The 25,569-nt window shown below is 38.9% G+C and carries 21 protein-coding genes, 2 tRNA genes and 1 pseudogene; 10 read left to right on the top strand and 14 right to left on the bottom strand.

Annotated features, from left to right (window positions below; all coding sequences use genetic code 11):
- Nucleotides 1-175 precede the first annotated feature (175 nt).
- The 4 genes from H8S90_RS00230 to ileS all read right to left on the bottom strand — a co-directional run bounded on the left by H8S90_RS00230 (nt 176) and on the right by ileS (nt 5,596).
- A complete protein-coding gene (locus H8S90_RS00230) occupies nt 176-883 on the bottom strand; it encodes an SIMPL domain-containing protein (protein ID WP_187340657.1) in 708 nt (235 codons plus the stop codon).
- Between the two features lie 98 nt (nt 884-981).
- Nucleotides 982-1,632: a lipoprotein signal peptidase gene (locus tag H8S90_RS00225; protein WP_187340656.1), complete on the bottom strand. Its 651-nt coding sequence runs from the start codon at nt 1,630-1,632 to the stop codon at nt 982-984.
- Between the two features lie 82 nt (nt 1,633-1,714).
- Nucleotides 1,715-2,098: a TraR/DksA C4-type zinc finger protein gene (locus tag H8S90_RS00220; protein WP_187340655.1), complete on the bottom strand. Its 384-nt coding sequence runs from the start codon at nt 2,096-2,098 to the stop codon at nt 1,715-1,717.
- 84 nt (nt 2,099-2,182) lie between these two features.
- Nucleotides 2,183-5,596 (bottom strand): isoleucine--tRNA ligase, encoded by a 3,414-nt coding sequence (gene ileS / locus H8S90_RS00215; protein ID WP_187340654.1) that lies wholly within the window; start codon nt 5,594-5,596, stop codon nt 2,183-2,185.
- A 172-nt stretch (nt 5,597-5,768) separates the two neighbouring features.
- Between ileS and H8S90_RS00210 the strand changes: the two genes are divergently transcribed.
- The 4 genes from H8S90_RS00210 to H8S90_RS00195 all read left to right on the top strand — a co-directional run bounded on the left by H8S90_RS00210 (nt 5,769) and on the right by H8S90_RS00195 (nt 8,145).
- The gene (locus tag H8S90_RS00210; RefSeq protein WP_187340653.1) at nt 5,769-5,999 is read left to right on the top strand and encodes a signal peptidase; all 231 of its coding nucleotides are present in this window, start codon (nt 5,769-5,771) and stop codon (nt 5,997-5,999) included.
- 5 nt (nt 6,000-6,004) lie between these two features.
- On the top strand, nt 6,005-6,364 hold the full coding sequence (locus H8S90_RS00205) for a diacylglycerol kinase family protein (protein ID WP_187340652.1): 360 nt from the start codon (nt 6,005-6,007) through the stop codon (nt 6,362-6,364).
- A gap of 5 nt (nt 6,365-6,369) precedes the next feature.
- Nucleotides 6,370-7,092 (top strand): DNA repair protein RecO, encoded by a 723-nt coding sequence (gene recO / locus H8S90_RS00200; protein WP_187340651.1) that lies wholly within the window; start codon nt 6,370-6,372, stop codon nt 7,090-7,092.
- Nucleotides 7,093-7,236: 144 nt separating this feature from the next.
- Nucleotides 7,237-8,145, top strand: a complete 909-nt coding sequence (locus H8S90_RS00195) for a DUF72 domain-containing protein (protein ID WP_187340650.1) — start codon at nt 7,237-7,239, stop codon at nt 8,143-8,145.
- Between the two features lie 72 nt (nt 8,146-8,217).
- Here the strand turns inward: H8S90_RS00195 and H8S90_RS00190 are convergent, their stop codons facing one another.
- Nucleotides 8,218-9,063 carry a transposase gene (locus H8S90_RS00190; protein WP_222852198.1) on the bottom strand — a complete coding sequence of 282 codons (846 nt, stop codon included), beginning with the start codon at nt 9,061-9,063 and terminating at the stop codon, nt 8,218-8,220.
- Nucleotides 9,064-9,142: 79 nt separating this feature from the next.
- Here H8S90_RS00190 and H8S90_RS00185 point away from each other — a divergent pair, with 79 nt between their 5' ends.
- Both H8S90_RS00185 and H8S90_RS00180 read left to right on the top strand, forming a co-directional pair.
- Nucleotides 9,143-9,442, top strand: coding sequence for a transposase (locus tag H8S90_RS00185; RefSeq protein WP_187339052.1), 300 nt, complete (start codon nt 9,143-9,145; stop codon nt 9,440-9,442).
- Nucleotides 9,355-10,305, top strand: a complete 951-nt coding sequence (locus H8S90_RS00180; protein WP_187342851.1) for an IS3 family transposase — start codon at nt 9,355-9,357, stop codon at nt 10,303-10,305. The genes H8S90_RS00185 and H8S90_RS00180 overlap by 88 nt, the downstream gene beginning before the upstream one ends.
- 29 nt (nt 10,306-10,334) lie before the next feature.
- On the opposite strand, the pseudogene H8S90_RS00175 reads toward H8S90_RS00180, so the two are convergent.
- Both H8S90_RS00175 and H8S90_RS00170 read right to left on the bottom strand, forming a co-directional pair.
- Nucleotides 10,335-11,102, bottom strand: a pseudogene (locus tag H8S90_RS00175) (transposase); the annotation flags it as partial.
- 137 nt (nt 11,103-11,239) lie between these two features.
- Nucleotides 11,240-11,887: a hypothetical protein gene (locus H8S90_RS00170; protein ID WP_187340648.1), complete on the bottom strand. Its 648-nt coding sequence runs from the start codon at nt 11,885-11,887 to the stop codon at nt 11,240-11,242.
- 253 nt (nt 11,888-12,140) lie between these two features.
- On the opposite strand from H8S90_RS00170, the gene H8S90_RS00165 reads away from it, so the two are divergent.
- Both H8S90_RS00165 and H8S90_RS00160 read left to right on the top strand, forming a co-directional pair.
- Nucleotides 12,141-12,215, top strand: a tRNA-Val gene (locus tag H8S90_RS00165).
- A gap of 24 nt (nt 12,216-12,239) precedes the next feature.
- Nucleotides 12,240-12,314: transfer RNA gene (locus H8S90_RS00160), tRNA-Val, on the top strand.
- A gap of 299 nt (nt 12,315-12,613) precedes the next feature.
- Here H8S90_RS00160 and H8S90_RS00155 read toward each other — a convergent pair.
- The 5 genes from H8S90_RS00155 to H8S90_RS00135 form a co-directional block, all read right to left on the bottom strand.
- Nucleotides 12,614-13,129, bottom strand: coding sequence for a glutathione peroxidase (locus H8S90_RS00155; RefSeq protein ID WP_187340647.1), 516 nt, complete (start codon nt 13,127-13,129; stop codon nt 12,614-12,616).
- Between the two features lie 65 nt (nt 13,130-13,194).
- Entirely contained in the window at nt 13,195-14,055 is an 861-nt protein-coding gene (locus H8S90_RS00150) for an N-acetylglucosamine kinase (protein WP_187340646.1), read from the bottom strand.
- 119 nt (nt 14,056-14,174) lie between these two features.
- Nucleotides 14,175-15,488, bottom strand: a complete 1,314-nt coding sequence (locus H8S90_RS00145; RefSeq protein ID WP_187340645.1) for a TolC family protein — start codon at nt 15,486-15,488, stop codon at nt 14,175-14,177.
- A gap of 18 nt (nt 15,489-15,506) precedes the next feature.
- A complete protein-coding gene (locus H8S90_RS00140; RefSeq protein ID WP_187340644.1) occupies nt 15,507-18,626 on the bottom strand; it encodes an efflux RND transporter permease subunit in 3,120 nt (1,039 codons plus the stop codon).
- On the bottom strand, nt 18,623-19,681 hold the full coding sequence (locus H8S90_RS00135; protein WP_187340643.1) for an efflux RND transporter periplasmic adaptor subunit: 1,059 nt from the start codon (nt 19,679-19,681) through the stop codon (nt 18,623-18,625). The genes H8S90_RS00140 and H8S90_RS00135 overlap by 4 nt, the downstream gene beginning before the upstream one ends.
- A 313-nt stretch (nt 19,682-19,994) precedes the next feature.
- Here H8S90_RS00135 and H8S90_RS00130 point away from each other — a divergent pair, with 313 nt between their 5' ends.
- Nucleotides 19,995-21,800 (top strand): M61 family metallopeptidase, encoded by a 1,806-nt coding sequence (locus H8S90_RS00130; protein ID WP_187340642.1) that lies wholly within the window; start codon nt 19,995-19,997, stop codon nt 21,798-21,800.
- Nucleotides 21,801-21,882: 82 nt separating this feature from the next.
- On the opposite strand, the gene H8S90_RS00125 is transcribed toward H8S90_RS00130, so the two are convergent.
- Entirely contained in the window at nt 21,883-22,377 is a 495-nt protein-coding gene (locus H8S90_RS00125) for a hypothetical protein (protein ID WP_187340641.1), read from the bottom strand.
- 280 nt (nt 22,378-22,657) lie between these two features.
- Between H8S90_RS00125 and H8S90_RS00120 the strand changes: the two genes are divergently transcribed.
- Complete coding sequence (locus H8S90_RS00120; protein WP_187340640.1) at nt 22,658-24,448, top strand: long-chain fatty acid--CoA ligase; 1,791 nt, start codon at nt 22,658-22,660, stop codon at nt 24,446-24,448.
- A 57-nt stretch (nt 24,449-24,505) separates the two neighbouring features.
- Here H8S90_RS00120 and H8S90_RS00115 read toward each other — a convergent pair whose 3' ends face one another.
- Nucleotides 24,506-25,372 carry a cupin-like domain-containing protein gene (locus tag H8S90_RS00115; RefSeq protein ID WP_187340639.1) on the bottom strand — a complete coding sequence of 289 codons (867 nt, stop codon included), beginning with the start codon at nt 25,370-25,372 and terminating at the stop codon, nt 24,506-24,508.
- Between the last annotated feature and the right edge of the window lie 197 nt (nt 25,373-25,569).

The following is a 25,569-nucleotide window of genomic DNA, read 5'->3' as shown; positions in this document are numbered from 1 at the left end:
CCTATTTTAAACCAAAAATGTTTTTTTTCCGCGTCTTCATGAATTTTAAATGATAAAATAGGGGAGGATTGATCGTTTGAGTCTGTATTGAATCTATGGCGTGAAATTAGGCTTATATTGAGCAACCAAAACGGGGGCATTTGCGCCCCGTTTTGGTTCTATAAAATGAAAATAACTATTTTAATTCAAAAACCACTCTAAACTGGTAGTTGATTTTTATTGTTTTAAAATCGATCTCCATCGGTTGTTCAGCATAATCAGCTGATTCGCCACGTGCAGCCATTGGTTTATACATCATCGGCTGTGGGCTACCTGCGTCTGTATTAGTATCTGTTACTTCGAGCGCTTGACCTAAAGTATCGCCAAGAGCTTGTGCCATAACGGATGCTTTTTCCTTTGCATTATTAACCGCTCTGATCCTCAGCTCATTTTTTATTTCGGTTATTTTACTATGTTCATAACCCGAAATGCTGGTAGATTGAATTCCTTGAGCATCTACGCCATCTAATATCGTATTGATTGCATTTAGGTTGCTTACTTTGATTCGATATTGCTTACTAGCCAAAAAGCCGGGGTCCTTTTTCTTTTTAGGATCATTTTGGGCGTAACTTGAGATGTTGTTGATCGTAAAATCTTCCTCTTTTATACCGGCTTTTTTTACGGAAAGCGCTAGTTGCTTTTCAAGCTCATCTATTGTTATCTTGTTCTTGTTATTACTGTCTTTAAAATATTCCTTTAAAGAAATGGCGACATAAATAATATCGGGAGTTACTTCCTCTTCCGCCGATCCGTAAACTTCGATTTTCCTCCTGGTGTCTACATTTTGAGCAGAAGCTGATAATGTAATAGCTCCTAACACCATTGCTATAACTAGTTTTTTCATATAACTCATTTTACCAATTTTAATTAAGTTGTGGTATTGTTTGGGAATAAAACGATTTGTTAAAAGAAAATGCTACAAATTGTGTTTTCTTAAAAATATTATTCTTCTACAATTTCACTGTTATAGCTAGCAGGTTCTTCAATCTCTTCTTTGAAATAGCGCTTTTGAAATAGGAGTATAATGACTACGCCAACAGAAATTGCTGAATCTGCCAAATTAAACACTGGGCGGAAAAAAATGAATTCTTCATTTGACCAAAAGGGAAACCATGAGGGGTAGGAACCTTGAATGATTGGTAAATAGAACATGTCAACTACCTTGCCGTGGAATAAACTACTGTATCCTCCAGTGGACGGAAGAAAGCTTGCTTTGTCATACCACGTACTTTCACTGAATACGATTCCATAAAAGGTTGAATCGATGATATTACCTAAAGCCCCTGCAAAAATCAGCGCAACACACAAGATCAGACCTCTATGGTATTTACGCTTGATCATATAGATCAAGCCATAACCTATACCTAATACTGCTAGTATCCTGAAAATAGAAAGTGCCAATTTACCACTTTCACCGCCAAACTCCATTCCAAACGCCATGCCATTGTTTTCAGTAAAATGGATGAGCACACGGTTACTTATAAGTTTGAACTCCTGACCGAGGGTCATGTTGAGTTTCACCCAGAACTTAATAAGTTGGTCAAGTAATAATACCGATAATATGATAGTGAGCGGCTTTGTATATCCTTTCATTGAATGTCGAAGTATGCAGTTGATCCCAAATTGACAATAAAGCACGAACCCTTACCATTGGTGATCAGCGACAACTGAGTTGTTAATATTGTTTCAATTTAGCTTCCATGCTCAAAGTCGTATGTGGAACCGCTCTTAAGCGTTCCTTCTGTATCAACTTACCGGTTTCTCTACAAACACCATACGTTTTGTTCTCAATTCTAACTAAAGCTGCTTCAAGATTATCAATGAATTTTTTTTGACGGGCTGCCAATTGATTAATTTGTTCTTTCTCTAATGTCGCAGAGCCATCTTCCAAAGTTTTAAAAGTTCCGGCAGTATCATCTGTGCCGTTACTGTTCGGATTGCTTAAAGACTTTGTCAAGGATGCCAACTCTTCTTTAGCTATCCGAAGTTTCTCTAAAATAATCTCTTTAAACTCTTGAAGTTCTGCATCACTGTAACGTGTCTTTTCTGTGTTTTCCATTTTACAATTCTTTTTAAAGGATATCTGTCTGTACTCGTCAAATATAAATACTTAATAATCTACAGGTTCCAACAAGATTATTCCTTACACTTTTTCAATTAATACATTTAACTCAGTTTCATCTATTTCAACACGTTCACCAATAGATAAGTTGTTCTCTATTTTAAATGAATCCGCGAGAATCTCCGTGCTAATATAGGATAAATTATTCTTAATCGCATCCGTAATAATCGAACTGTTACCCACTGTTACATTGATCTTATCTGTAACTTCAAAGTTTAGCTCTTTACGGAGTGTCTGAATACGGTTTACTAGTTCTCGAGCTAATCCTTCTCCTTTAAGCTCGGGAGTAATATTTATATCGAGGGCAACAGTTAGTTTGTCGAGGTTTGCTACCTGCCAACCCGAAACATCTTCAGCAATGATTTCAACATCATCAATGGTGATTTTGTGCGGTGTATTGGGGATAGTGTACGCTCCGGTTATTTCCAGTTCATTAATATTTTGATCAGATAAGCCATTAATGGCATTTGCAACAATTTTCATGTCTTTGCCTACCTTTGGTCCTAATGCTTTAAAGTTAGGTTTGATCTTCTTCCTAATGATTCCGGAAGTGTCTTTAATAAATTCGATTTCCTTTATATTGGTTTCAGACAAAATAAGGTCTTTGACTTTTGCAATCTTTGTACTAAAGGCAGTGTCGAGGACTGGAATAAGAATTTTGTTTAATGGTTGACGCACATTAATGCCAACCTTTTTACGAAGCGATAAGGTCAATGAAGAAACATCTTGTGCCAAGCGCATACGCTCCTCCAAAGCTTTGTCTACAAATTCTTTATTGTATAAAGGATAATTTGATAAATGCACCGATTCAGCAATGTCTTTACCTGTGACACTGTTTAAATCTAAAAACAGTTGATCACTGAAAAAAGGAGCTATGGGCGACATCAACTTTGCTACTGTATCCAAACAGGTATAAAGTGTTTGATATGCGGATATTTTATCGTTGGTATATTCTCCTTTCCAAAATCTGCGACGGCATAACCGGACATACCAGTTGCTCAAATGCTCATCTACAAAATTTTGAATAGCCCTTGCAGCTTTTGTAGGTTCAAAATCGTTGTAATAATCGTCAACTTCTTGTGTTAAACTGTTTAACAAAGATATCACCCAGCGGTCTATTTCAGGACGATTTTCTTGTGTAATATCCTCTTCCTTATAAGTAAAACCGTCAATGTTGGCGTATAATGCGAAGAAGGCATAGGTGTTATACAGCGTGCCGAAGAATTTTCGTCTAACCTCATCTAACCCTTCTTCATTGAACTTTAGGTTATCCCATGGTGCTGCATTACTAATCATATACCAGCGAGCTGCATCCGCACTGTACTTTTCAATTGTAGCAAAAGGGTCTACGGCGTTACCAAGACGCTTCGACATTTTATTGCCGCTTTTATCTAAGACCAAACCATTGGAAACAACATTCTTAAAGGCAACAGAATCGCACAACATAGTGGCTATCGCATGTAAAGTAAAGAACCACCCTCGGGTTTGATCTACTCCTTCGGCAATAAAGTCGGCTGGATAAGCGCCACTAAAGCCATCTTTGAAAGGAAGTCTGTCGTCTTGTCCTAATTTGCCGTGGTCTAATCCCCATTGCGCATAAGGCATAGCGCCTGAATCAAACCAAACGTCAATAAGGTCAGGTTCCCTATAAAGCTTTTGACCGTTTATAGACACCAATATAATATTGTCTACGTAGGGGCGATGGAGGTCGAATGCTTCATTACTCAAATTATCAAGGTATTCTTGAAGATTAGCCCGTTCTTTTTCGCTTAATAATCCAGAGTCTAAGCTATAAGCGATCTGTTCGCGGAGCTCAGGGATAGATCCAATACATATCTCTTCATTTTCATCTTCTGAGCGCCAAATAGGAAGCGGTGTTCCCCAATACCTTGAACGTGAGAGGTTCCAGTCTACCAGGTTTTCCAACCAGTTGCCAAACCTACCTGAGCCTGTGGCAGCGGGTTTCCAGTTAATGGTTTTATTGAGTTCAACCAACCTGTTTTTTACCGCAGTAGTTTTGATAAACCAGCTATCCAATGGGTAATAGAGGATGGGTTTATCCGTACGCCAGCAATGTGGATAGCTGTGTTCGTATTTTTTTACATCAAAAGCTTTATTTTCTTCCTTTAATTTAATAGCTATGAGTACGTCAGTGGGTTTGAAATCAGTCGATGCCCGCTCAGCATCACTATAATATTCTTCTTTTACATATCTTCCCGAAAAATCTGTGATCTCTTTTACAAATTTCCCTTGTTTATCAACGATAGGCACGTCTTTACCGTTATCATCTTTTACTAAGATGCCCGGAACACCATTTTCTTTACATACTCTAAAGTCATCTGCTCCAAAAGTAGCCGCTGCATGCACGATGCCTGTTCCATCTTCTGTTGTAACAAAATCACCTGCTATTACTCGAAAGGCATTTTGTTGTAGATCTTCATTAGTTACATAAGGTAATAGTTGCTCATATTTCAAGTTGAGAAGATCTTGACCATGAAATTCAGCAGCAATCTCCCAGGGGATCAACTTGTTTCCGGTCTGATAATCTTGAAATGGTAAATCCTTTGCTTCCGGTTTGAAGTACTTTTCTATTAGGTCTTTGGCTAAAATAATACTTATAGGCTCAAAAGTATACTGATTAAATGTGCGTACTTTTACATAGTCTATATGCTTACCTACTACCAGCGCACAGTTAGCGGGAAGCGTCCATGGAGTAGTTGTCCAGGCGATCATAGCCGTGTCTTCTCCTTCTTGCTCAAACAATTGTGGAATTAGTGGATGTATTTGATCTTTAACGATCCTAAACTCCGCTACGATGGTGGTATCCTTAACCGGCTTATAAGTGCCGGGTTGATTGAGTTCGTGGGAGCTCAACCCGGTTCCCGCTGCAGGAGAGTAAGGTTGGATGGTATACCCTTTGTATAGCAAATTTTTTTTATAAAATTCTTTTAGAATCCACCAAATGGTTTCGATATATTCGTTCTGATAAGTAATATAAGGATGGTCAAGATCAACCCAATAGCCCATTTTCTCCGTAAGGTCATTCCAGACATCAGTGTAACGCATCACCTCTTTTCTACAAGCATTGTTGTATGCTTCGACAGTGATTGTTTTCCCAATATCTTCTTTGGTAATACCGAGCGTTTTTTCAACAGCCAACTCAATTGGTAATCCATGTGTGTCCCAGCCGCCTTTGCGCTTTACCTGATACCCTTTTAACGTTTTATAACGGCAAAAAATATCTTTAATAGTACGTGCCATAACATGGTGTATACCAGGCATGCCATTTGCCGATGGGGGGCCTTCATAGAATGTATATGGCTTGGCGGAAGGTCTGCTGCTAACACTTTTTTCAAAAATCCGCTTTGTTTGCCAATTAGCTAAAACATTAGCGCCTATGTTGGGTAAGTCGAGCTGTTTATATTCCTTGTACATCAGTGTATTGATTCCAAAATTTAAGGTTGCAAAGTTAAGGTATTATGCTGAGAAGTGAAAGGGGCGCATACTAATATGTGTCAGGCAAGTGTTATAGCGCTTACCAGATGACATAATTGTGCGATATTATTTATTATCTTTAACAGGTCGTTATCTTAATCTTCATAATATTATGAATAAATATTTAAAAAGAGGTTTTTTTTTCACCTTACTAGGACTATTAGCAGGGGGGTGCGGTTTGTACCTTAAAGATATGGAGAACGATTGGTATAGTATAATACTAGTGGTAGGAGTTATTGTGTTTGGAGTAGGTTTTGTGACGATCGTTTACAGCTTGATTAGAAAAATCGAACGCAAAAGCATTCTGGAATCCAGGGAACAGCAATCGCAGGAAAAAGAATAGGGTAAATGAAATATATACAGGCCTTTAAGTTTGCCGTAAAAGGACTCAGGGATTCGTTTATAAGTGAAAGGAACTTTAGCGTTCACCTGATAATGGCGTTAATCGCCACGATTGTTGGTGGGCTTTTAAAGCTTAATCTGAACGAGTGGCTCTGGATTCTTCTTTCCATAACATTAGTGATTGCCGCGGAACTATTTAATACCGCTTTGGAATCACTTACTAATTTGGTCTCTCCGGAATATCATGTATTAGCAAGGAAAGCAAAAGATGCCGCTGCTGCTGCAGTTTTAGTGATTGCTATATTTTCATTAATCTGCGGAGGAATGATTTTCATACCAAAGATTATAGGGTTGATAAAAAACTAACTGAAGTGTTGCATAAAACTAGGGGGATTGTCTTAAAAACCACGGCCTATGCTGAAAGTAGTGTTGTGGTGCATGTTTTTACCGAAAAGTTTGGTATTCAATCTTATCTGATCAATGGTGTAAAAAAACCTAAGGCTAAAATTAGACTGAATATTTTACAACCATTACATTTACTTGATATGGTTGTTTACCATAAGGACGGAACAGGACTACAACGTGTGTCGGAAGCAAGGCAGTTGCCGTTGTTTCAAAGGATACCGTATGATATTATTAAAAGTTCATTGGTCATCTTCTTGAATGAGGTAGTGTATAAGAGTGTGAAGCAACAGGGACCGGATATAGCCATGTTTGAATTTTTGTACAATGCTGTTATTTGGCTGGATTCATCAGTTGATACGCCTGTTAATTTTCATATTTATTTTCTATTGAAGTTTACAAGGTATCTGGGGTTTTATCCTGCTCTCCCTAAGTCAGTAGATAAGTTTTTCGATTTAAAAGATGGTGTTTTTACGCCTCATGTGCCCAGTCACGCTTTTGTATTGCATGAGCCTCACACCACTCAATGGGCACGCATTTTAGCGTGTTCCTTAACCGATCTACCCACTGTTAAAATATCCAATAATGATAGGAGGGTGCTGATACGGAAGGTAATTGATTTTTACCGTCTCCACATCGATAATATTGGAGAGATTAAATCGAATGAAATTTTAGAGGAGGTATTGAACTAATTGTTATTAGTGTATAAAACCGAACTAATTATTTATAATTGCAAGATGATGCGATGCGTTTATCTCTTGGTTAAACAATAGCCACGACACGTTGGCTTGTTTATCGGAGATAGTATATGAATAGTTTTATAAAAAGAAAAGTATATGAAGTTTGGACAGGTAGAAGACCCAGGAAAAATTGATTTTTCGTTGCCTTCGACGCACCCAGATACGATCAGTTTGCTCAAGAATCATAAACTTGAAACGAAAGACTTCCATGTATCTGTAGGTTGTGCAAAATGGAATAAGCAGGATCTAAAAGGATTTTATCCTCGGGGTGTTAAGGATGAATTGGCGTATTATGCCACGCAGTTTAATGCTATTGAATTAAATGCTACATTCTACAATTCACCCAGTAAAGAACAAGTGTTAACATGGAAAAACAAAACACCCAGTGATTTTAGATTTTTCCCGAAAATACCAAATCAGATTAGTCATTTTAGACGTTTACTCCATGTGACGGAACCGACCTTGGCGTTTTGTGATGCCATTAGTTTTTTCGAGGAGAAATTAGGTATGGTTTTTCTCCAAATGCATGATAACTTTGGGCCAAAACAGTTTGATCGAGTAAAGGAATATTTGGCAGAATTTCCCGTAGGAACTCCTTTGGCAGTGGAAGTAAGAAATCAGGAATGGTTCAAAGATGTGGAGGCAAGTAATAGTTTTTTTTCTTTATTGGAAAGTAAAAAGGTGACGAATGTTATTGTGGATACGGCAGGAAGACGAGATATGCTGCATATGCGTTTAACAACTCCTCACGCTTTTATTCGGTTTGTAGGAGCTAATCATGAAACTGATTACGCCCGTTTGGAAGAATGGTTAGATCGCATAACTGAATGGAGAAAATACGGACTTCAATCACTTTATTTCTTTGTACATCAACATGTAGAAAAAGAATCCCCCCTATTGTCTGCATATTTTATTCAAAAGTTGAATAAGTTGTTTGATTTAGATTTGAAAGTACCTAATGGTAAGAATGATCCTGAGCAGACTGTTCTTGGTCTTGATAAATAATAAAGAAGGCGTCTAAAAAGGGCGCCTTCTTTCGTTTTGTATCTACCTGTAGAGTCTATCGGTTTTAGGATGTTACTCTGCGACCAATGGTTGATAGCAGTAGTTTATCCATTTGGGGTCATAAATAAGGGGATTATTGTATTTAGGTTCGTTGTTTGGGCCTGACGAAGTTGTTTTCAGGAGCTTTTTCGACCATTTTCTCAGGTTATGCCCTATACACATCAGGGCGAACTCAATATCGACCTTTTCAAGCCCCCTCATGGTTAACCTGTTGAATCTGTTGTTGCTTTTCATCTGTCCGAAGACCGCCTCCACTTCTATGGGGCGTTTACTCCGGTGGTACTTTCCTGTTTCCGATGTTAGACGTTCGCGTGCCCTGGTCTTCAGTTCGTTCAACCGGTGGTTGACTTCGATGATCCTGTTTCCCTGCGCTTTATGGCACTGCCCCCGAAGCGGGCAGCCTTCACAGCGTTCGGCCCTGTAATAGCTCACCCGGGAACTATATCCATTGGTGCTTTTGCGTATTCCCTTACCGGCAAACTCCATCTTCTGTCCCATCGGGCACACATAGAAGTCCTGCTCTTTATGATAATACAGGTTCTGTAATAGAAAAGGATTGTTCCTCTGGTTGCGTTTCTGCTCTTTGTGGAAGTAATTATATTTCACGTAACCTTCTATGTTCTTTGATTCCAGCATTTCATAGTTCTCTTCACTTCCGTAACCGGCATCGGCCACCACCACATCGCTCTGCCTGTTATATTGATCTTCGAAGCTATCAAGATGGTCTTCCAATGTGGTGGTATCGGTGCTTGTCTGGTGGATACTGTAGTGGGTGATGAACTGTTCTTCCGTACTGATCTGCGTGTTGTAGGCCGGTTTGAGCTGCCCGTTCTGCATGTGGTCATCTTTCAGCCGCATGAAGGTGGCATCTTCATCGGTTTGGAGTTGCTACCTTTAAAGCGAGACAGATTTAGACAGTAATTTTAAATTTGTAGAAATGCATAGAAAATTTGATGATTCGTTTAAGATAATGGCGGTCGATTTGAGCGTTGTTAAGGGATCTGTAGCCGATGTAGCTAAGGAATTAGACATAGACCCCAGTTTACTGAGTAAATGGCGTAGAAATCCACGTTATAATGGGAATAAGGTTTTACCTGACAATCCCAAGATCAGTCCGGAGGAGCAGGAGTTAAGGATTTTACGCAAGAAATTAAGAGATACAGAATTAGAACGCGATATCTTAAAAAAGGCCATAGCCATCTTCTCCAGGGGAGACGGTCCATATACCGGTTCATAAAGGAGAACCGAGAAGTATATTCCGTAGAGAAGATGTGCGAAGTATTGAACGTTAGCAGCAGTTGTTTTTACCGTTGGCTGGTTTGGCCCGAATCCCCCAGGGAACAACGCAGTAAAGCACTTGTGGATAAAATACAGCAGGTACACAGTGACAGTAAGTATATCTATGGCAGCCCACGGATAACCGCAGAGCTGCACAAAAAAGGTGAAATGGTATCAAGAAGCTACGTAGCAAGATTGATGAAGAAACATGGGATACGAAGTAAGGTTAAGAAAAAATATAGGGTGACCACAGATTCGAGCCATAGTTATAGGATAGCTGAAAATCTCCTCCAAAGAGATTTTTCAGCGGATTCCCTATCGCAAAAATGGGTTAGCGACATTACTTACATCCATACCGGCAAAGGGTGGCTTTATCTAACAACGGTTATCGATCTGGCGGACAGAAAAGTCATTGGATGGTCTTTAAGCACCGATATGACGACTAAAAACACTTCTGTACAAGCCATCAAAATGGCTATTAGAAACCGAGGTATCAAAGATGGTCTTATCTTCCATTCGGATAGAGGGATCCAATATGCCTGCGATGAATTCAGGAGGGTAATTGTAAAAAACAAGATACTTCAAAGCATGAGTAGGAAGGCCAATTGCTGGGACAATGCAGTAGCTGAGAGCTTTTTCAAGACACTAAAGGCTGAAATGATCTACCATAGAAAATTCATCGATCAGCAATCGGCTAAATTGGAGATCTTTGGATATATTGAAGGTTTTTATAATACCAAAAGAACACATTCTGCCCTGGGATATAAAACCCCTAAGCAGATCGAAGAGATGCTATTGGAAAAAGAGAAAATGGCAGCATAAAAAAGTCTCCTATTTTAAGTTGCAATTCCAGTTTTGCTGTAACTGTTCCTTTCCCCCAGTGTAGCCAATTGCTTTTCGTACTTTTCCAGCCTTGGAAGATGTTCTTCCCGCAGCTTTTTAAGCTGTTTTTGGGTAGGTTTTGCTGTTGCTTTGAGCTTTTCGTTCAGTAAAGAAAGTCTGTCCCTGAGCTCATTGCTCTTAATAGGTTTGGGTGTTTCATCCCTGCCCAGTTCCGATTGGTCCTGTTTTATCTGTGATTCAATGTCCGAGAGGACCGACTGTATTTTATTTTCCAGTTTTGCTTTGTTCTTTTCCACCGAACCTTTCCATACAAAAGTGTAACGGCCTGCCGCCGATTCAATCTTTGTACCGTCTATGTACTGGACCTTTAGGCTTACATAGCCCAGTTCGGCAAGCAAACGGACAACATCGGCAAAAAGGGAATGGATATGCCCTTTAAGTCTTTTGCCACGGAAGTGGTTGATCGTTCGGTAATCCGGTGCACTGTGGCCCGAAAGCCACATGAAATAGATATTCTCCTGTAAGGCCTTTTCTATCCTGCGGCACGAATAGATGTTGCCCAGATAGGCATAGAACAGCACTTTGATCATCATACGCGGATGGAAACTGCTCGTGCCGCCACCTTTGTACTGTCCTATGATGTGGTCGATGTTCAGTCTGTCAACCACTGCATTTACCAGACGTACCGGGTGGTTCTCTGGGATCTTTGCAAAAATATCTTCCGGAAACAGGCTCGGACTGTTGGACGGTAATGCTTTGAATAGTATGTTTGCCATATTGTTTGGGTGCACCTAAAAATAACTGTTTTTTAGGACAAAAAATAAAAATCCCCGACACTTTTTCAGTATCGGGGATCTTCTATTAATAGGGCTTTTTAGACAGCTCCTTTATTATTTATAGATTAGCTGCGTGTTTATAGCCTTTTGTTGAGTTCATCTTGCAAGCGTCTGTTTAATTTTTGCTCCCGTTCCATAGCCTTTTTCCTGTGAATCTCAAACTCGTTACGTAATTCTTCTAAAGAGTTCTTTGCTTCTGTTGTTACCATGTGGCTTTGTTTATATCTGTATATAAAAAATAAAAGTGCCAGTAGTAAAAGACCTACTATCGACCACATAAAGGTGCTATACGTGGTTTTCGATAGCTGGATGCCAATTACGTTGAAGTTCTCTTTCTCTTCTTTTGCATCTTTAAGTGCTAATTGAGCATTGCTCAGACTATCTTTCAATGTATTTACTTCAGCATCATGATTATCCAATATTGTTTGAACATTAGCTAACTTAGAGTTCATACTCCTAATTGTATCTGCTACGTTGGCTTTAAGTTTTTCCAAAGATGATTTTTTGACCACTTTATATTCTTGATAATTATTTGAAGAACTATTAATGTAATCAAATTGACTGACTATTGTTCCTTTATTGAGCGGAGATTGTGCAGGAGATTTTGACGGTGTTGTTGCCGTTGTTCGGGCTTTGTTTGCTGGGGTTACCGGTGTATCCTGCGCATATGTTGTGTGCAGAACGAAAAAAGTTAAAATAATTAGGTAGATACTAAGTTTTTGCATAAGTAATAAAAAGTGAAAAATATTGTGTGGCTCCAAAGATAATAAACCTTCGGCAAAATTCGATGTAATAATGCTGAAGCACAGAGGTGCTTTAAGGCAAGCATCAAATGTTGATGAATTTTAATATATTAATTATTAGCTTTTTATAAGGCTAATTTAAGAAATATGAATAAAATATTTTGCAATATTAATGAACTACTCTATATTTGCAGTCCCAAAAGGATCAAGTCTTTTATTTAAGACATTGCTAGGAGGAGGCTTAGCTCAGCTGGTTCAGAGCATCTGCCTTACAAGCAGAGGGTCACTGGTTCGAATCCAGTAGCCTCCACAATATAAAAGCAAAACACCTTAGGGAGGCTTAGCTCAGCTGGTTCAGAGCATCTGCCTTACAAGCAGAGGGTCACTGGTTCGAATCCAGTAGCCTCCACAACATAAAAAGTCGTTTTCATCAAATGAGAGCGACTTTTTTTATTTTGTAGGAAACTCTATATCCCCACGGACGTTTTTTTATTTCTACCCTCATTGTCACATCGAATGTGGTAACGGACCTAAAAGAGGAAAGAAGAATTTAATTTTGAATTATCAGTCTATTGTCATACTTTTATAAATACCAATTGCAAATCTAATATGTTAAATAAGCAGTCGATAATATGTTGGCTGCTTATTCTTTTATAGGGGATAAGTTTGCTAGTCTTTAGCAAAGTAATACTGCCTATCTTGCTATATTTATAACTGAGCAGTAATGTCTTTGGATAGAGGGGATACCGCGGAGCGATAGCGATGAATGAGTTTTCCCTTTTCGTCAATTAAGAATTTTTCGAAATTCCATTTGATTTCCCCGGTAAAGTCAGGATTCTCCTCTTGTGTTAGATAAGCAAAAAGAGGATCGATATCGTCTCCCTTTACGTCAGTCTTTTCTGATAGTAAAAAGGTAACGCCATAATTTTGTTCGCAAAAGCTTTTTATATCATCATTGGATCCTGGCTCTTGGTCTCCAAAATTGTTTGCCGGGAAACCTATAATGACCAACTTGTCTTTAAACTTCTTGGATAGCTCTTCAAGTTCTTTGTATTGAGGTGTAAAACCACATTTTGAAGCGGTATTAACGAGCAATATTTTTTTACCCTTAAATTGGCTTAATGAAATGGTATCGCCATCAATAGAAGTTAGGTTAAATTTGTAAATATCACCTTCTTGGGATATGGCAAACAACAGTGTAAATATTAACATGGTGGTTTTCATAAACATTGTATAATAAGGTAATTTCCCTTTGTTAGTTACGCAATATGCCAGTAACTGATGGAAGATCAGTTAATGCTGGAAGTTTCTCTTTCGATAACGAAGTTAAATAATTCTTCAATAGGTTGCTTAATAATTTTTCCTATTTGTATCGCGTATTGATTACAGACGATACGTAATTGCTCACTGAAATAATAGGCTATGGAACCAACAAAATGGAAGAAATGGAGCTGATAATCTGGGAATAATAGAATGTTCTTTTTGACGAATTCTTCGAATCCTTGATGGAGTAGACTTTGGATGTATGGATGAGCCTGGTTACTTTCCATAAAAGGAGCAAATGAGGCAAGATAAGTGTTAGGCGAGTTTCTTTGATAGACGTTTTTAATAACAATTTCTTTGTTTACCCGGTAGGTGCTTTCAAATTTTTTGGAAAGTTCTTCAGGCATGGATCCATATAAGAATGATGTGAGTAATTTCTTGCCAAACCAAGCTCCTGATCCTTCATCTCCAAGTACAAACCCCAGCCCTTGTTTGGTTGACTGCACCTGTTCGCCATCAAAAAATGTTACATTGGACCCCGTGCCAAGTACGGCTGTATAACCGCTGTCGTTACCGCATGTGGCGTATGCCGAGCCTATAAGATCAGTGTCTACAGAAATAAATGCATTTCTAAAAAGATGTGATAGCGCGTTGGATACCATTTCTCGACGGTCGGGATTGGTACAACCTGAACCAAAGAAATACAATTCGGTCACTAAATCTGCATATGGAGTGATATCAGTAATATTTTGAATGATCTTGACGATTTCTTTTTCGGTAGTAAAAAAAGGATTTAAACCTCTTGTTCTAAAAATTAAAGGTTCTCCTTCAGGTAAGGCGAGCATCCAGTCTGATTTATAAGACCCACTATCTACAACTAATATCATAGTACCTTGTCAGGTTTTAAAAAAGTCTGTTAACGTGTACACAAACTTATGTAAACTTTCGTAGGTATGCAAGTATGTGGGATAACAGAAAACAGAAAAGATGAGGGTGATCACCGAACTTAATTTAAGGTTAGTGATCCTGCTATTTGCTTCAGGCCGATTTCAGCCATTTTTGCTTCATATAAAGCATTACTAAAGCGGACACTAGCGTCTATATAATTTCGCTGTGCCTCGCGGAATTCCAGCGGTGTAATACTTCCCAGTTTATATTTATCAAGTGTAATGTCCATATTTTGTTTTGCAATGGATTGATTGTTCTCTTCAAGTGCTACCAGGTCGAGATTAACGAGGTAAGTTTGAAAGGCTGCCGCAAGTTGAGCTAACAGGCTCTGATTGGTTTTTTCTAAATCGACACTTGCATTTTCGATAGCAATTTCGGCATTCTTTTCATTCCGTCTTTGAAGAAGGCCATTGAAGATATTCATGGAAGCGTTGAAACCATAACTGAAGCCGTTATTTCTGGTCTGTGTGGCGAAACCTAGCTCAGCCGTTGTACGACTTCGTGTATAGGCGGAGTTGACGTTAATGGTTGGATAGCGTTGACCTTTTACCTGTTTAAGATTTAGCTGTGCTATTCTCCGGTTGATAAGTGCCGCCTGCAGATCAGGATTGTGTTGCAATGCCAGATTCAATAATTGATCATATTTTAAACTACTTTCAATGATAATACTATCGGCTAGATCAAAAGGGGTGTTCACATCTCTTGCGAGTATCTCATTTAATCTAATTTTTGTGTTGCCAAAAAATACGCGTTGCCGCATGAGGTTGGTGGTGTCTGTATTGAGGTCTACATTAGCGGCAAGAACCTCTAGTTTAGCTGCCCGACCGATTTGGTAGCGGCTTTCGGCCATTTGCAATCGATAACGGGAGAGATCTAGGGCTGTTTCCAATGCATTTAATTGTTGCTGCTGTTGGACAAGGTTGAAGTATTCGCTTACTACGTCAAATACGGTAGACAGAATGGCTTGTTTTAAGTTTGCTTCCCCGAGTTTTTGTAGTTCTTTCAACTGGTCATATCTAGCAAACATTTGAAAACCATCAAAAATAGTCCAATTTAGGTTGGCTCCATAGGCCATAGCGGTGTTTTGTGCTCCTTCTAATGCTCTAGTTTCACCACTCAATAGTGTCTGGGTTGTGTTTTGGATGGTTGCAGAGGAAGAGACATCGCCGGAAACAACAGGTAACATCCCTGCATTTGCTATATTGACGTTGTTTTCGGCTATCGCAATCTCATTACTGACGAGCCGTATATCGTAATTTTGTTTCAGCGCAATTGAAATTGCTTCTTCTAAGCTTAAGGGGCCTTGTGAAAAACCAGATTTTGGTATACTTATTTGTAAGAATAGTAAAATGTTTAATAATATATTCTTCATAACTAGCTGTTCGGGATTTTATCCAATAGGTTGGGGCTTGATTAATTCTTCTCGTTCGACTCTCTCAGCTTCCATCAAATCTAAATTGGGTTTGTATCGCCGTGACCATAACGAATAAATTGCAGGTATAACAAACAGTGTCAGTATGAGCGAAAACATCGTTCCTCCAACAATTACTACGCCCATTCCGATACGGCTGGTGGCTGCTGCTCCAAGGGCCATGGCAATAGGTAGTGCACCTAGGGCGATAGCAAAGCTGGTCATCAATATCGGGCGTAATCTTGCTTCAGAGGCTTCTAGGATTGCTTCTTTTACGGAGCGGCCTTCCTCTTTTAATTGATTGGCAAACTCCACGATGAGAATGCCATTTTTCGTAACGAGTCCGATCAACATGACTGTTCCTATCTGACTAAAGATGTTCCAGCTTTCACCCACGATCCATAGGGAAAGCATGGCGCCGGCTACGGCCATAGGAACAGTCAAAATGATGATAAAAGGATCAAGAAAACTTTCAAATTGTGCGGCTAGTATGAGATACACCAGAAGCAGAGCTAAGCCAAAAGCAAATAGTGTGTTCGAACCACTTTCCCGAAAGTCTCTTGATTCACCACCAAGATCTGTTGAAAAACTTTCGTCCAAAACTTTTTCTGCAATACGGTCCATAGCTGCAATACCATCTCCCATGCTCATCTCCGGTGCTAAACTGGCGGATACCGTCGCAGACATGAAACGGTTGTTATGGTATAGTTGGGGCGGACTTGACCGTTCTTCAATATTGACTACATTGTCCAATTGTATAGGGCGATCTTGATTGTTTCTTACAAAGATAGATGTCAGGTCGATGGGAGAACTTCTATCGATATCATCAAATTGGCCAATAACCTGGTATTGTTTGCCATTCATAATAAAATAAGCAAAGCGTTGTCCACTGAGTGAAAGCTGAAGGGTTTGGGCTACATCCAATACCGATACACCCAAACTTTGTGCCTTATCCCGGTCGATACTGATGTTCAACTCTGGCCGATTGAATTTAAGGTCAACATCAACTGTTGAGAACGTCGGGTCGTTATTCGCCTCGTCCATAAAAAGTGGTATTTTCTCTTCCAGTTTTTCAAAGGTCGATGCCTGTATAATATATTGGATAGGTAGCCCGCCCCGTCTACTAACTGATATGGTTGGTTGCTGTGTAACAAATGTTCTGGCTTCCGTATATTTTCGGGTTTGCTGGGTGAGTGCTTGTGCGATATCACTTTGTGACCGCTCTCTTTGCTCAGGAGGAGCCAGTGATATACGCATTCGGCCATTATTGGTTGCTCCCGTACCACCAAAACTTGGAGAGGTATTGACTATATTTACCGATTTTTCGGGTACCGAATCGTTTACCAGCTGGATAAGTTCAAGCATGAAGCGATCCATATATTCATAGGTGCTTCCTTCCGGGGCGGTTACATTAACGCCAACAAAACTTCGATCTTCATATGGTGCCGTCTCTTTTTTCAAATGCGTCCAAAAGAAACCGATTAAACCAAAGCAAATAAGTAATATAGGAAAACTCAACCATCGGTTTTTGATAAATGCGTGTAAAGCGTTTCCGTAAAGGCTTGTCATTTTTTCAAAATAAGGCTCCGTTATTTCATAAAAGCGAGAATGTTTGATGCCATCTTTTTTTATTAAATAGGCGTTCAGCATCGGTGTTAACGACAGGGAAACGAACGCAGATATTAAAACAGCTGAGGCAATTACTACCCCAAACTCCCGAAATAATCTACCTACAAATCCTTCCAGAAACATTACCGGTAGGAAAACGGCTGCAAGTGTTACAGATATCGAGATAACGGCGAAAAAAATCTCATTGGAGCCTTTAATTGCAGCCTGCATGGGCGACATGCCTTCTTCCACTTTTTTATAAATATTCTCCGTCACCACTATCCCATCATCTACTACCAGGCCGGTCGCCAAAACGATTGCAAGCAAGGTTAATACATTTATGGAAAAACCAAAAAGGTACATGATGAAGAAGGTTGCAATGAGTGATACCGGGATATCAATAAGAGGCCGAAACGCTATACTCCAATTTCTAAAAAATAGATAAATGATGATTATAACCAAAATTAGCGCTATGAGAATAGTTTCCGCAACTTCGGTAACAGACTTTTTAATAAAGAGTGTATTATCAATAGCTATATCGATTTTTATATCTTCCGGCACTTCATTTCTGAGTTGTTCCAATCGTGCATAAAGTGCTTCTGCAATTTCTACATAATTGGTGCCGGGCTGGGGCACCACGGCCAGCGCCACCATAGGAACTCCAGATTCCCGCATATTTGTTTCCGGATTTTCTGGTCCTAAAACGGCTTTACCCACGTCATTAAATCGAATAATACGTTCACCATCCGTCTTGATAATTAGGTTGTTAAACTCTTCTTCGGAAGACATGTTCCCAATCGTTTTTACCGTCAATTCGGTGTTAGCTCCTGTAATCTTTCCAGAGGGTAATTCTACATTCTGCTGAGTAAGTGCATTTCGTACGTCTAGTGGCGTTAGGCCATAAGCCGCTAAACGCATGGGTTCTATCCACATGCGCATGGCGTACCTCCTTTGTCCATAAATTTGAACGGTACTTACCCCCTGGAGTGTTTGTAAACGTTGCGCTACGGTGTTTTCAGCTATGTCGTTTAATTCCAGTATGTTACGATTTTCGCTTCTGACCGTCAACGTGATAATCGGTTCTGAATCTGCATCAGCTTTTGATACTACCGGCGGAGCATCGATATCCTGAGGTAAGCTCCGAAGCGCTTGCGATACTTTGTCACGGACATCATTGGCGGCCTCTTCCAAGTCTTTTCCCAGGACAAATTCAATATTGATATTACTGCTTCCTTGATTGCTGGAGGAGGAAATATTTCTTATCCCATCAATTTGGTTAATCGATTTTTCTAAAGGTTCAGTGATTTGAGATTCAATAATTTCCGGGTTTGCTCCGGCATAGCTAGTCCTAACCGAAACAATAGGCGGGTCTATTGATGGAAATTCTCTAATACCCAAAAAAGTATACCCTATTATCCCAAATAATATTAAGATTAAGTTCATTACAATCGTAAGAACCGGTCGTTTTATACTAATCGTAGATAAACTCATGGCTGTATTTTAACACTAACTTCCATTCCATCCTTTAAAGACATAATTCCCGAGGTAAGCACCGTATCACCAAGTTGAATGCCTTCACTCACCAAGATATCGGTATTGGTTCTGCTATCGCTTTCAATGTTTACTGCAGTAGCTTTATCGTTTTTTAATAAAAACACTTGCTTTCCATTTTGTACGGGCATAACAGCTTCCGTCGGAATCAATACCGCTTCCCTCACCATGTTAATGGGAAATTCGATACGTGCAAAGGATCCCGGAAAAAGTTCTCCATCATCATTATTTGCTAAAGCCCTAATTTGTACAGTACGCGTTTGCGCATCTATTCCTGGTTCTATCGCATAGATTTTTGCGTCAAAATGCTTCGGTTTTCCACTAACGGTGAATTTTAAGGGTAACCCTTCTTTTACCTGAGAAGTATATTTTTCAGGAACGGAGAACATTACTTTCACGGGATTCGTGCTAACAAGATTGGCGACAACTGTTGTAGGCGTAAGGTATTCACCAAATGAAACGGAGCGTAATCCTATTCTTCCGCTAAAAGGTGCTCTTACTTTTGTTTTTGCTATCTGCGCCTGAATTAACTGCGTTTGTGCCTTGGCTGATTGGAGATCGGCGTGGGCAACATCATTTTCCTGTGTGCTGATGGCCTCTTTCTCTAATAGTAGAGATGCCCTTTGTGCATTGTCTTCTGCTAATTTCTCCTGCGTCTGCATTTGCAGTAATTGTGCTTGCAGTTCGGTATCATCAATAGTAAACAGCACTTGGCCTTTTTCAACAGGCGACCCTTCCTGGAAAGACAGATTCCGTATAATTCCAGAGACCTCACTTCTTATTTGAACTTGTTCGTTAGGTTCAATACTTCCAGAGACAGTTAATATATTGGAAAAATCGCGAGGTGATACAATGATTGCATTCACCTCCATAGGAACACCTTTTTTAGCTGGCTCTGGTGCTTCTATTTTTTTTTCTTTATTACGGGAATACTTATAAGCGGCAAATGCGATAACCCCAATAATAATTGCTAGGTAAAGGTACTTTCTTTTCATTCAGAAAATATTAAAGGTTGTTTTAGCTTCGTATCCTTGACAATAAACCAAAGATTATTGCATATATTATCATATATCGTACTAGGTCTGACGGATCCTAATTAATACCTGCTAATTTAGGTATAATTTATTATACTCTTTTGCAACATTATTGATGTTAATCGGGTTTTTATACGCTAAAACTGAAATAAAGTTAAAATCATATCGAAGCTGATATGTAGCTGTTCTAATAAGTAGATGATGAAGCCACTATCTGTGTGAATTTTCATATAATGGAAAGTTTATCTAAGTTTGGGCTTTTAATTATTTTCTTATGAATAGATCGTTTATTGAATTCGCTAGTTTTTTTTTCGTTATGATGATTGCTACTGCTGCTTTCGCTCAGCAACCTATAAAATTTGAGGTGTCATTTAAAGAGCCTCAGGCACATTATGTAGATGTACAGATGGAAATTGATGATGTTTCAGGAAAATATGTGGATGTCAAAATGCCTGTTTGGGCACCTGGATCTTATTTAATAAGGGAGTTTTCTAAGAACGTGGAAGGGTTTAGTGCCAAGAGAAAGGGAGGAGATCTATTAAAGGCAGATAAACTGAGCAAGAATACTTGGCGTATCACGACAGAAGGAGAAAAGAATATAGTTCTTAATTATCGTGTATACGCTTTTGAGGTGTCAGTTCGTACTAGTTTTATCGATGAGTCACATGCCTTTTTGTCGCCAACAGGGATTTTCATGTATGTGGATAAGCAAATTGATAGACCGGTTGAGGTCCAAGTAATACCTCACCCTTCGTGGAATAAAGTCTCAACGGGGTTGGAACCGATCGAGGCTAAAAGGTTCAGCTATCGCGCAAATGATTTTGATGTATTGTTTGATTCCCCATTAGAGATAGGTAATCAAGACACTTTTGAGTTTACAGCCGCAGGAATACCGCATGAAGTAGCTATGTACGGCGGTGGAAACTACGACAAGGAAAAATTGAAAGTCGATATGGCAGGAATAGTCGAAAGTGCTACTAATATATATGGTGAAAATCCGAATAAACGTTATGTTTTTATTGTGCATAATTATTTGTCGGGCGGTGGCGGATTAGAGCACTTAAACTCTACGGTGTTAGGTGCGTCAAGATTCAATTACGCAACGGAGAGCGGTTATAAAGGGTTCTTAGGTTTAGTTGCACACGAGTATTTTCACTTATGGAATATTAAGCGTTTGCGGCCAGTTGCTTTAGGGCCGTTTAATTACGATGAGGAAAATTATACTACCAACTTATGGATTGCTGAGGGTTTTACAGCTTACTACGACAATCTACTGGTGAGGAGAGGGGGCTTTTACACAGAAAATGAATACCTAAAAATGTTGGCAGACGATGTGTCGGCAGTAGAAAACCGTCCGGGAAACCATATACAGTCGTTGAGTGAGTCAAGTTTTGATGCTTGGATTAAATATTACCGTCCTGATGAAAATTCAGTGAACAGTGTTGTTTCTTATTATAATAAAGGTGCGCTAATGGCTATGATGATGGATGTGAAGATCTTGCATGCAACGAATGGTGAAAAGGGATTGGATGATGTGATGAAATTAGCCTATAACGAGTTTTATAAGAAGCGTGATAAGGGTTATACGGACGAAGAGTTTAAGGCGTTAGCAGAGGATGTTGCAGGAATATCTTTAGACGATATCTATTCTTTAGTGAACAATGCTGTAACTCCCGATTATAATGAATATTTGAATTACGTAGGCTTGGAGTTGGTTAATGTAAATGAGGGATATGAGATTCCTGATTTAGGTATTCGAACAAATACTTCCGATGGAAGATTTTTGGTGCAGAGTGTCTTACGAGGTAGCGGTGCATGGGATGGAGGGATTAATGTTAAAGATGAATTAATAGGCGTTAATGGATACCGTATTGATGCTAACGGGAAAGAGTTGAATCGCGTAGTGCAGTCTAGTAAAATTGGTGATTCGTTAAATTTCCTTGTTTCACGTGACGGCATTCTGAAAGAATTGGATGTTCATGTTACCGCAAATAAAATGGGTAGATATGTTATTGTGCCTATCGAAAATCCTTCTGAGGATCAGAATAGTTTAAAGGCGAAATGGTTGGCTGAAAAATAAATCGCGATCACAAACAAAATGATAAAAAAACAGAAAAGGCGAAAGCTCATAGGTTTTCGCCTTTTCTGTTTTTTTTTATGTGTTAAAATGCAAAACGGATGGATAATCCAAAACCCGCAAAATCGACTCCGGAGTTGTCGGGAGCAAAGCGTATTTCAGGTTTCCAATCAAGCGACAAGTTGATAGGGGCACCATCTATTTTGTAATCTAACCCTAATACGCCGTCTATACTAAACGCAGCCCCGCTATTATCGGTCTCTTTATTTTTATATGTTCCAATACCAGCACCACCGCCATAGTACCATCTCAAGCCTTGTACATCATTTATAGGATTGTGTATTTCGTATAACCCTACTAATTTAAATGTAGAAGATTTGCTGTTGGAACGGAAATTTAAAATAACATCTAATGCATTTTGATCTGTCAAAAATGTCTTGAAAGTAATTCCATTGGCAACACCGAAGCGTCCACCTATAGCACTTTTGTAATCGTACCCTTGGGTTGCCTGAGCGCGAACTTCTGATCCTATACACGATAAAACAATAATACACAGCGCAGTCAAAAGCGATTTTTTCATAAATTTAATTTTTAATAAAATAGTAAGTTCATACATAATTGTGTAACCGGCACCAAAGTTACACTTAATAGTTGTTACAAAAACATTCTGGTGAGGTTTTTTTATTGTTGGCAAAATAAATGCCAGTAATAGATATTGCTATGTATGCATAGTATATTTTTGGATTTTAATTGAATAAAGGAAGATTTTTTTATCTTAAAAACAACACAGAGTACCCCCTTTTTTGTTTACCTTTAAAGTGTAACTGAATAAACCGAATGTTATAACAAATTTTTTTGCTATGGAAAGCGTTAAACGTGTCTTCGATTTGCTGGAATACTATCAGCAGCATCATGCTCAAAAAGTCATGGTTGCTGGCAAAGCAAACGGCAAATGGACAACATATGATACAAAAAGTGTTTTAGAAATAATTAATAACTTAAGCAAGGGCTTGCTTGACTTAGGCATAAAAAAAGGAGATAAAGTGGCCATGATGTCTGCTAATAGACCGGAGTGGAACTTCGTGGATTTTGCCGTAAATCAAATCGGTGCAGCAATTGTTCCCCTTTATCCGACACTTTCTGAAAGTGATCTAGACTATATTATAGAAGACGCAGAAGTTAAGATGACTTTTGTTGGTACAAAGGAGCTATATGATAAAATTAACAAATCGCTACAAAATAAAGATATAGGTGTCCCTGTTTATGTTTTCGATGAAATCGACGGGAGTTCCAACTGGAAAGAAATCGAGGAAAAAGGGCGGGATCTAGACGTAGACCTTCACCCGTATAGGGATGCAGTATCTGAGGATGACCTACTAACCTTAATTTATACTTCTGGAACAACAGGGAAGCCAAAGGGCGTTCATCTGTCTCACAGAAACCTAGTGAGTAATTTCAGTGATTGTGGGCATCTGCTCCCAGCTAATTACTTGAAAGCCATTAGTTTTCTTCCTCTGTCCCATATATTTGAGCGTATGGTGGTTTATCTATATTACTACAAAGGGATATCGATTTATTACGCAGAGAGTATGGACACTATTGTGGCCGATATAAATGATGTGAAACCTAATGGTTTCACCACCGTGCCGCGTGTACTAGAAAAAGTTTATGATAAAATTGTGGCAAAAGGAGCCGCTTTAACAGGAATAAAGAGAAAATTATTTTTTTGGGCGCTTGATCTGGGTTTGGGATTTCAGGAGCCGGGTAAGAATGGGTTTTTTTATAGGATAAAATTAGCTATAGCACGTAAGCTGATTTTTAAGAAATGGAGAGAGGCTCTCGGAGGCAACATTGTTGCTATCATTAGCGGTGGAGCAGCTCTTCAAGAACGGTTAGCACGTATATTTTGGGGAGCAGGTATACCCGTGTTGGAAGGATATGGATTAACAGAGACTTCCCCCGTGATTGCGGTAAATAATTTAGAGATTAATGGATTAATGTTTGGTTCAGTAGGAAAGTTGTTGAAATCCGTTCAGGTGAAGATAGCAGCTGACGGTGAAATTCTATGTAAAGGTCCAAACGTTACAAAGGGATACTATAAAAACGATGAGGCGACAGCCGAAATTTTTGATAGCGAAGGTTATTTTAAAACAGGAGATATCGGAGAGTTAACTAAAGATGGTTTTTTGAGAATTACTGATCGAAAGAAAGAAATGTTTAAGACAACTGGCGGTAAATATGTTGCTCCGCAGGTTTTAGAGAATAAATTCATGGAGTCTACGCTCATAGCGCAAGTTATGGTTGTTGGTGAAGGAAAAAAATTTCCATCTGCTTTAATTGTTCCTTCCTTCGATGACTTGAAAAAATGGGCGGAGAAGAAGGGCATTACAGGTAATTCTAAAGAGGAACTTGTGGCAAACAAAGAAGTGTTGAATAAATTTCAAGGAGTTGTTGATCGAGCTAACAGTGATTTTGGACATTGGGAACAAGTAAAAAAATTCACATTGCTTTCAAAGGAATGGAGTATTGATGAGGGCGAGTTAACCCCAAAATTGAGTCTAAAAAGAAAGGTGATCCTAGAAAAAAATAAAGAGATCATTGAAGAGATCTACAAAGAAGAAGATACGGTAAAAGCTTCAGATGACGACTAGCATATAAAGTCAATTCATAAAAAACAAAGGCCTGCGGCGGAAATTATTCGCCACAGACTATTTAATTTTTTTAAGTGCACGATTTGCGCGATCCATAGCCCGCTCTATTTTGTATTGATACCACCTATCTTTAAAGATTTTCCTCATCGTATTGTCGAAATGACGGGTTATAACTAAGTTTCTAAATCCCCGCCACTTATCCATTCTTTTCGAAGGAAGTGCCCTGACACTTATAGAATATCCTTCGGTTACATACTGTATGTAGTGCCAGTACCCTGAAGGCATGACTAAGGTCTGGCCCGGGTGGATTTCAGCTTCGTAACCATTAAGATATTTAAGTGCGGGGTATTTACTATAATCGGGATTTTTGAGGTTGGCTATACTATGGAAGTTATAGGGTAGCCTGTACATGAGATCCGATTGATTTAAGGGGAAAAGCCATATTTTCTTAATTCCCTTGTATTGGGTGATAAATACATGAGACATATCAATGTCAAAATGATTACGTGTACTGGAGCCTTCTCCACCAAAAAACAAAAATGGTAACCATTTAATGATCTTGCCTCCAGTTAGATCGTTGTAGATAATGTCGTTGTTTAACTCAGGTTTTAATTTTATTAAGTTGAAAAGAAATATTCTTAAATCTGTTGGTTCCCGTTCAATAAGATCCAGGTACTCTGAGAATTTCATTTTTGCTACCGGAGCACTCTTGGCCCGATCATTGGAAGTATCTTCCTTGCCATACAACTCGATGATGTGATCTCCAGCAATTTGTTTGAAATAACTATAGTTCCACTTAGTAAAGGCCGGGCTATCTTTACTAACAAAGTCTTCCAAAATGACAGGAATACCTTTATCCAAGTATTGATCGAGAAACTCTTTTGAGCTTAATCCACACCTTTTATCTGTTTTTTTTAGTTGCACTGCTCTATAGGTTAATATACGTCTAACTGCAAACTTATAAATTCTTTTGCAAACTTGGATGATTTGTTTTTCATCCCGAGGTTTTAGTTGATCGTTCGGGCTATATAATTTGCATTAATAAGCTGTTGACCTTTGAAGTAGCATATCTGCAGATATTTAAAATCATAACCCTTGATATTTTTAAAATTAAATAGTAG

The sequence above is a fragment of the Olivibacter sp. SDN3 genome (assembly GCF_014334135.1).
Classification (GTDB): domain Bacteria; phylum Bacteroidota; class Bacteroidia; order Sphingobacteriales; family Sphingobacteriaceae; genus Olivibacter.
Note: the sequence above shows the minus strand (reverse complement) of the source record. Positions and strands in the feature narration are given on the sequence as shown.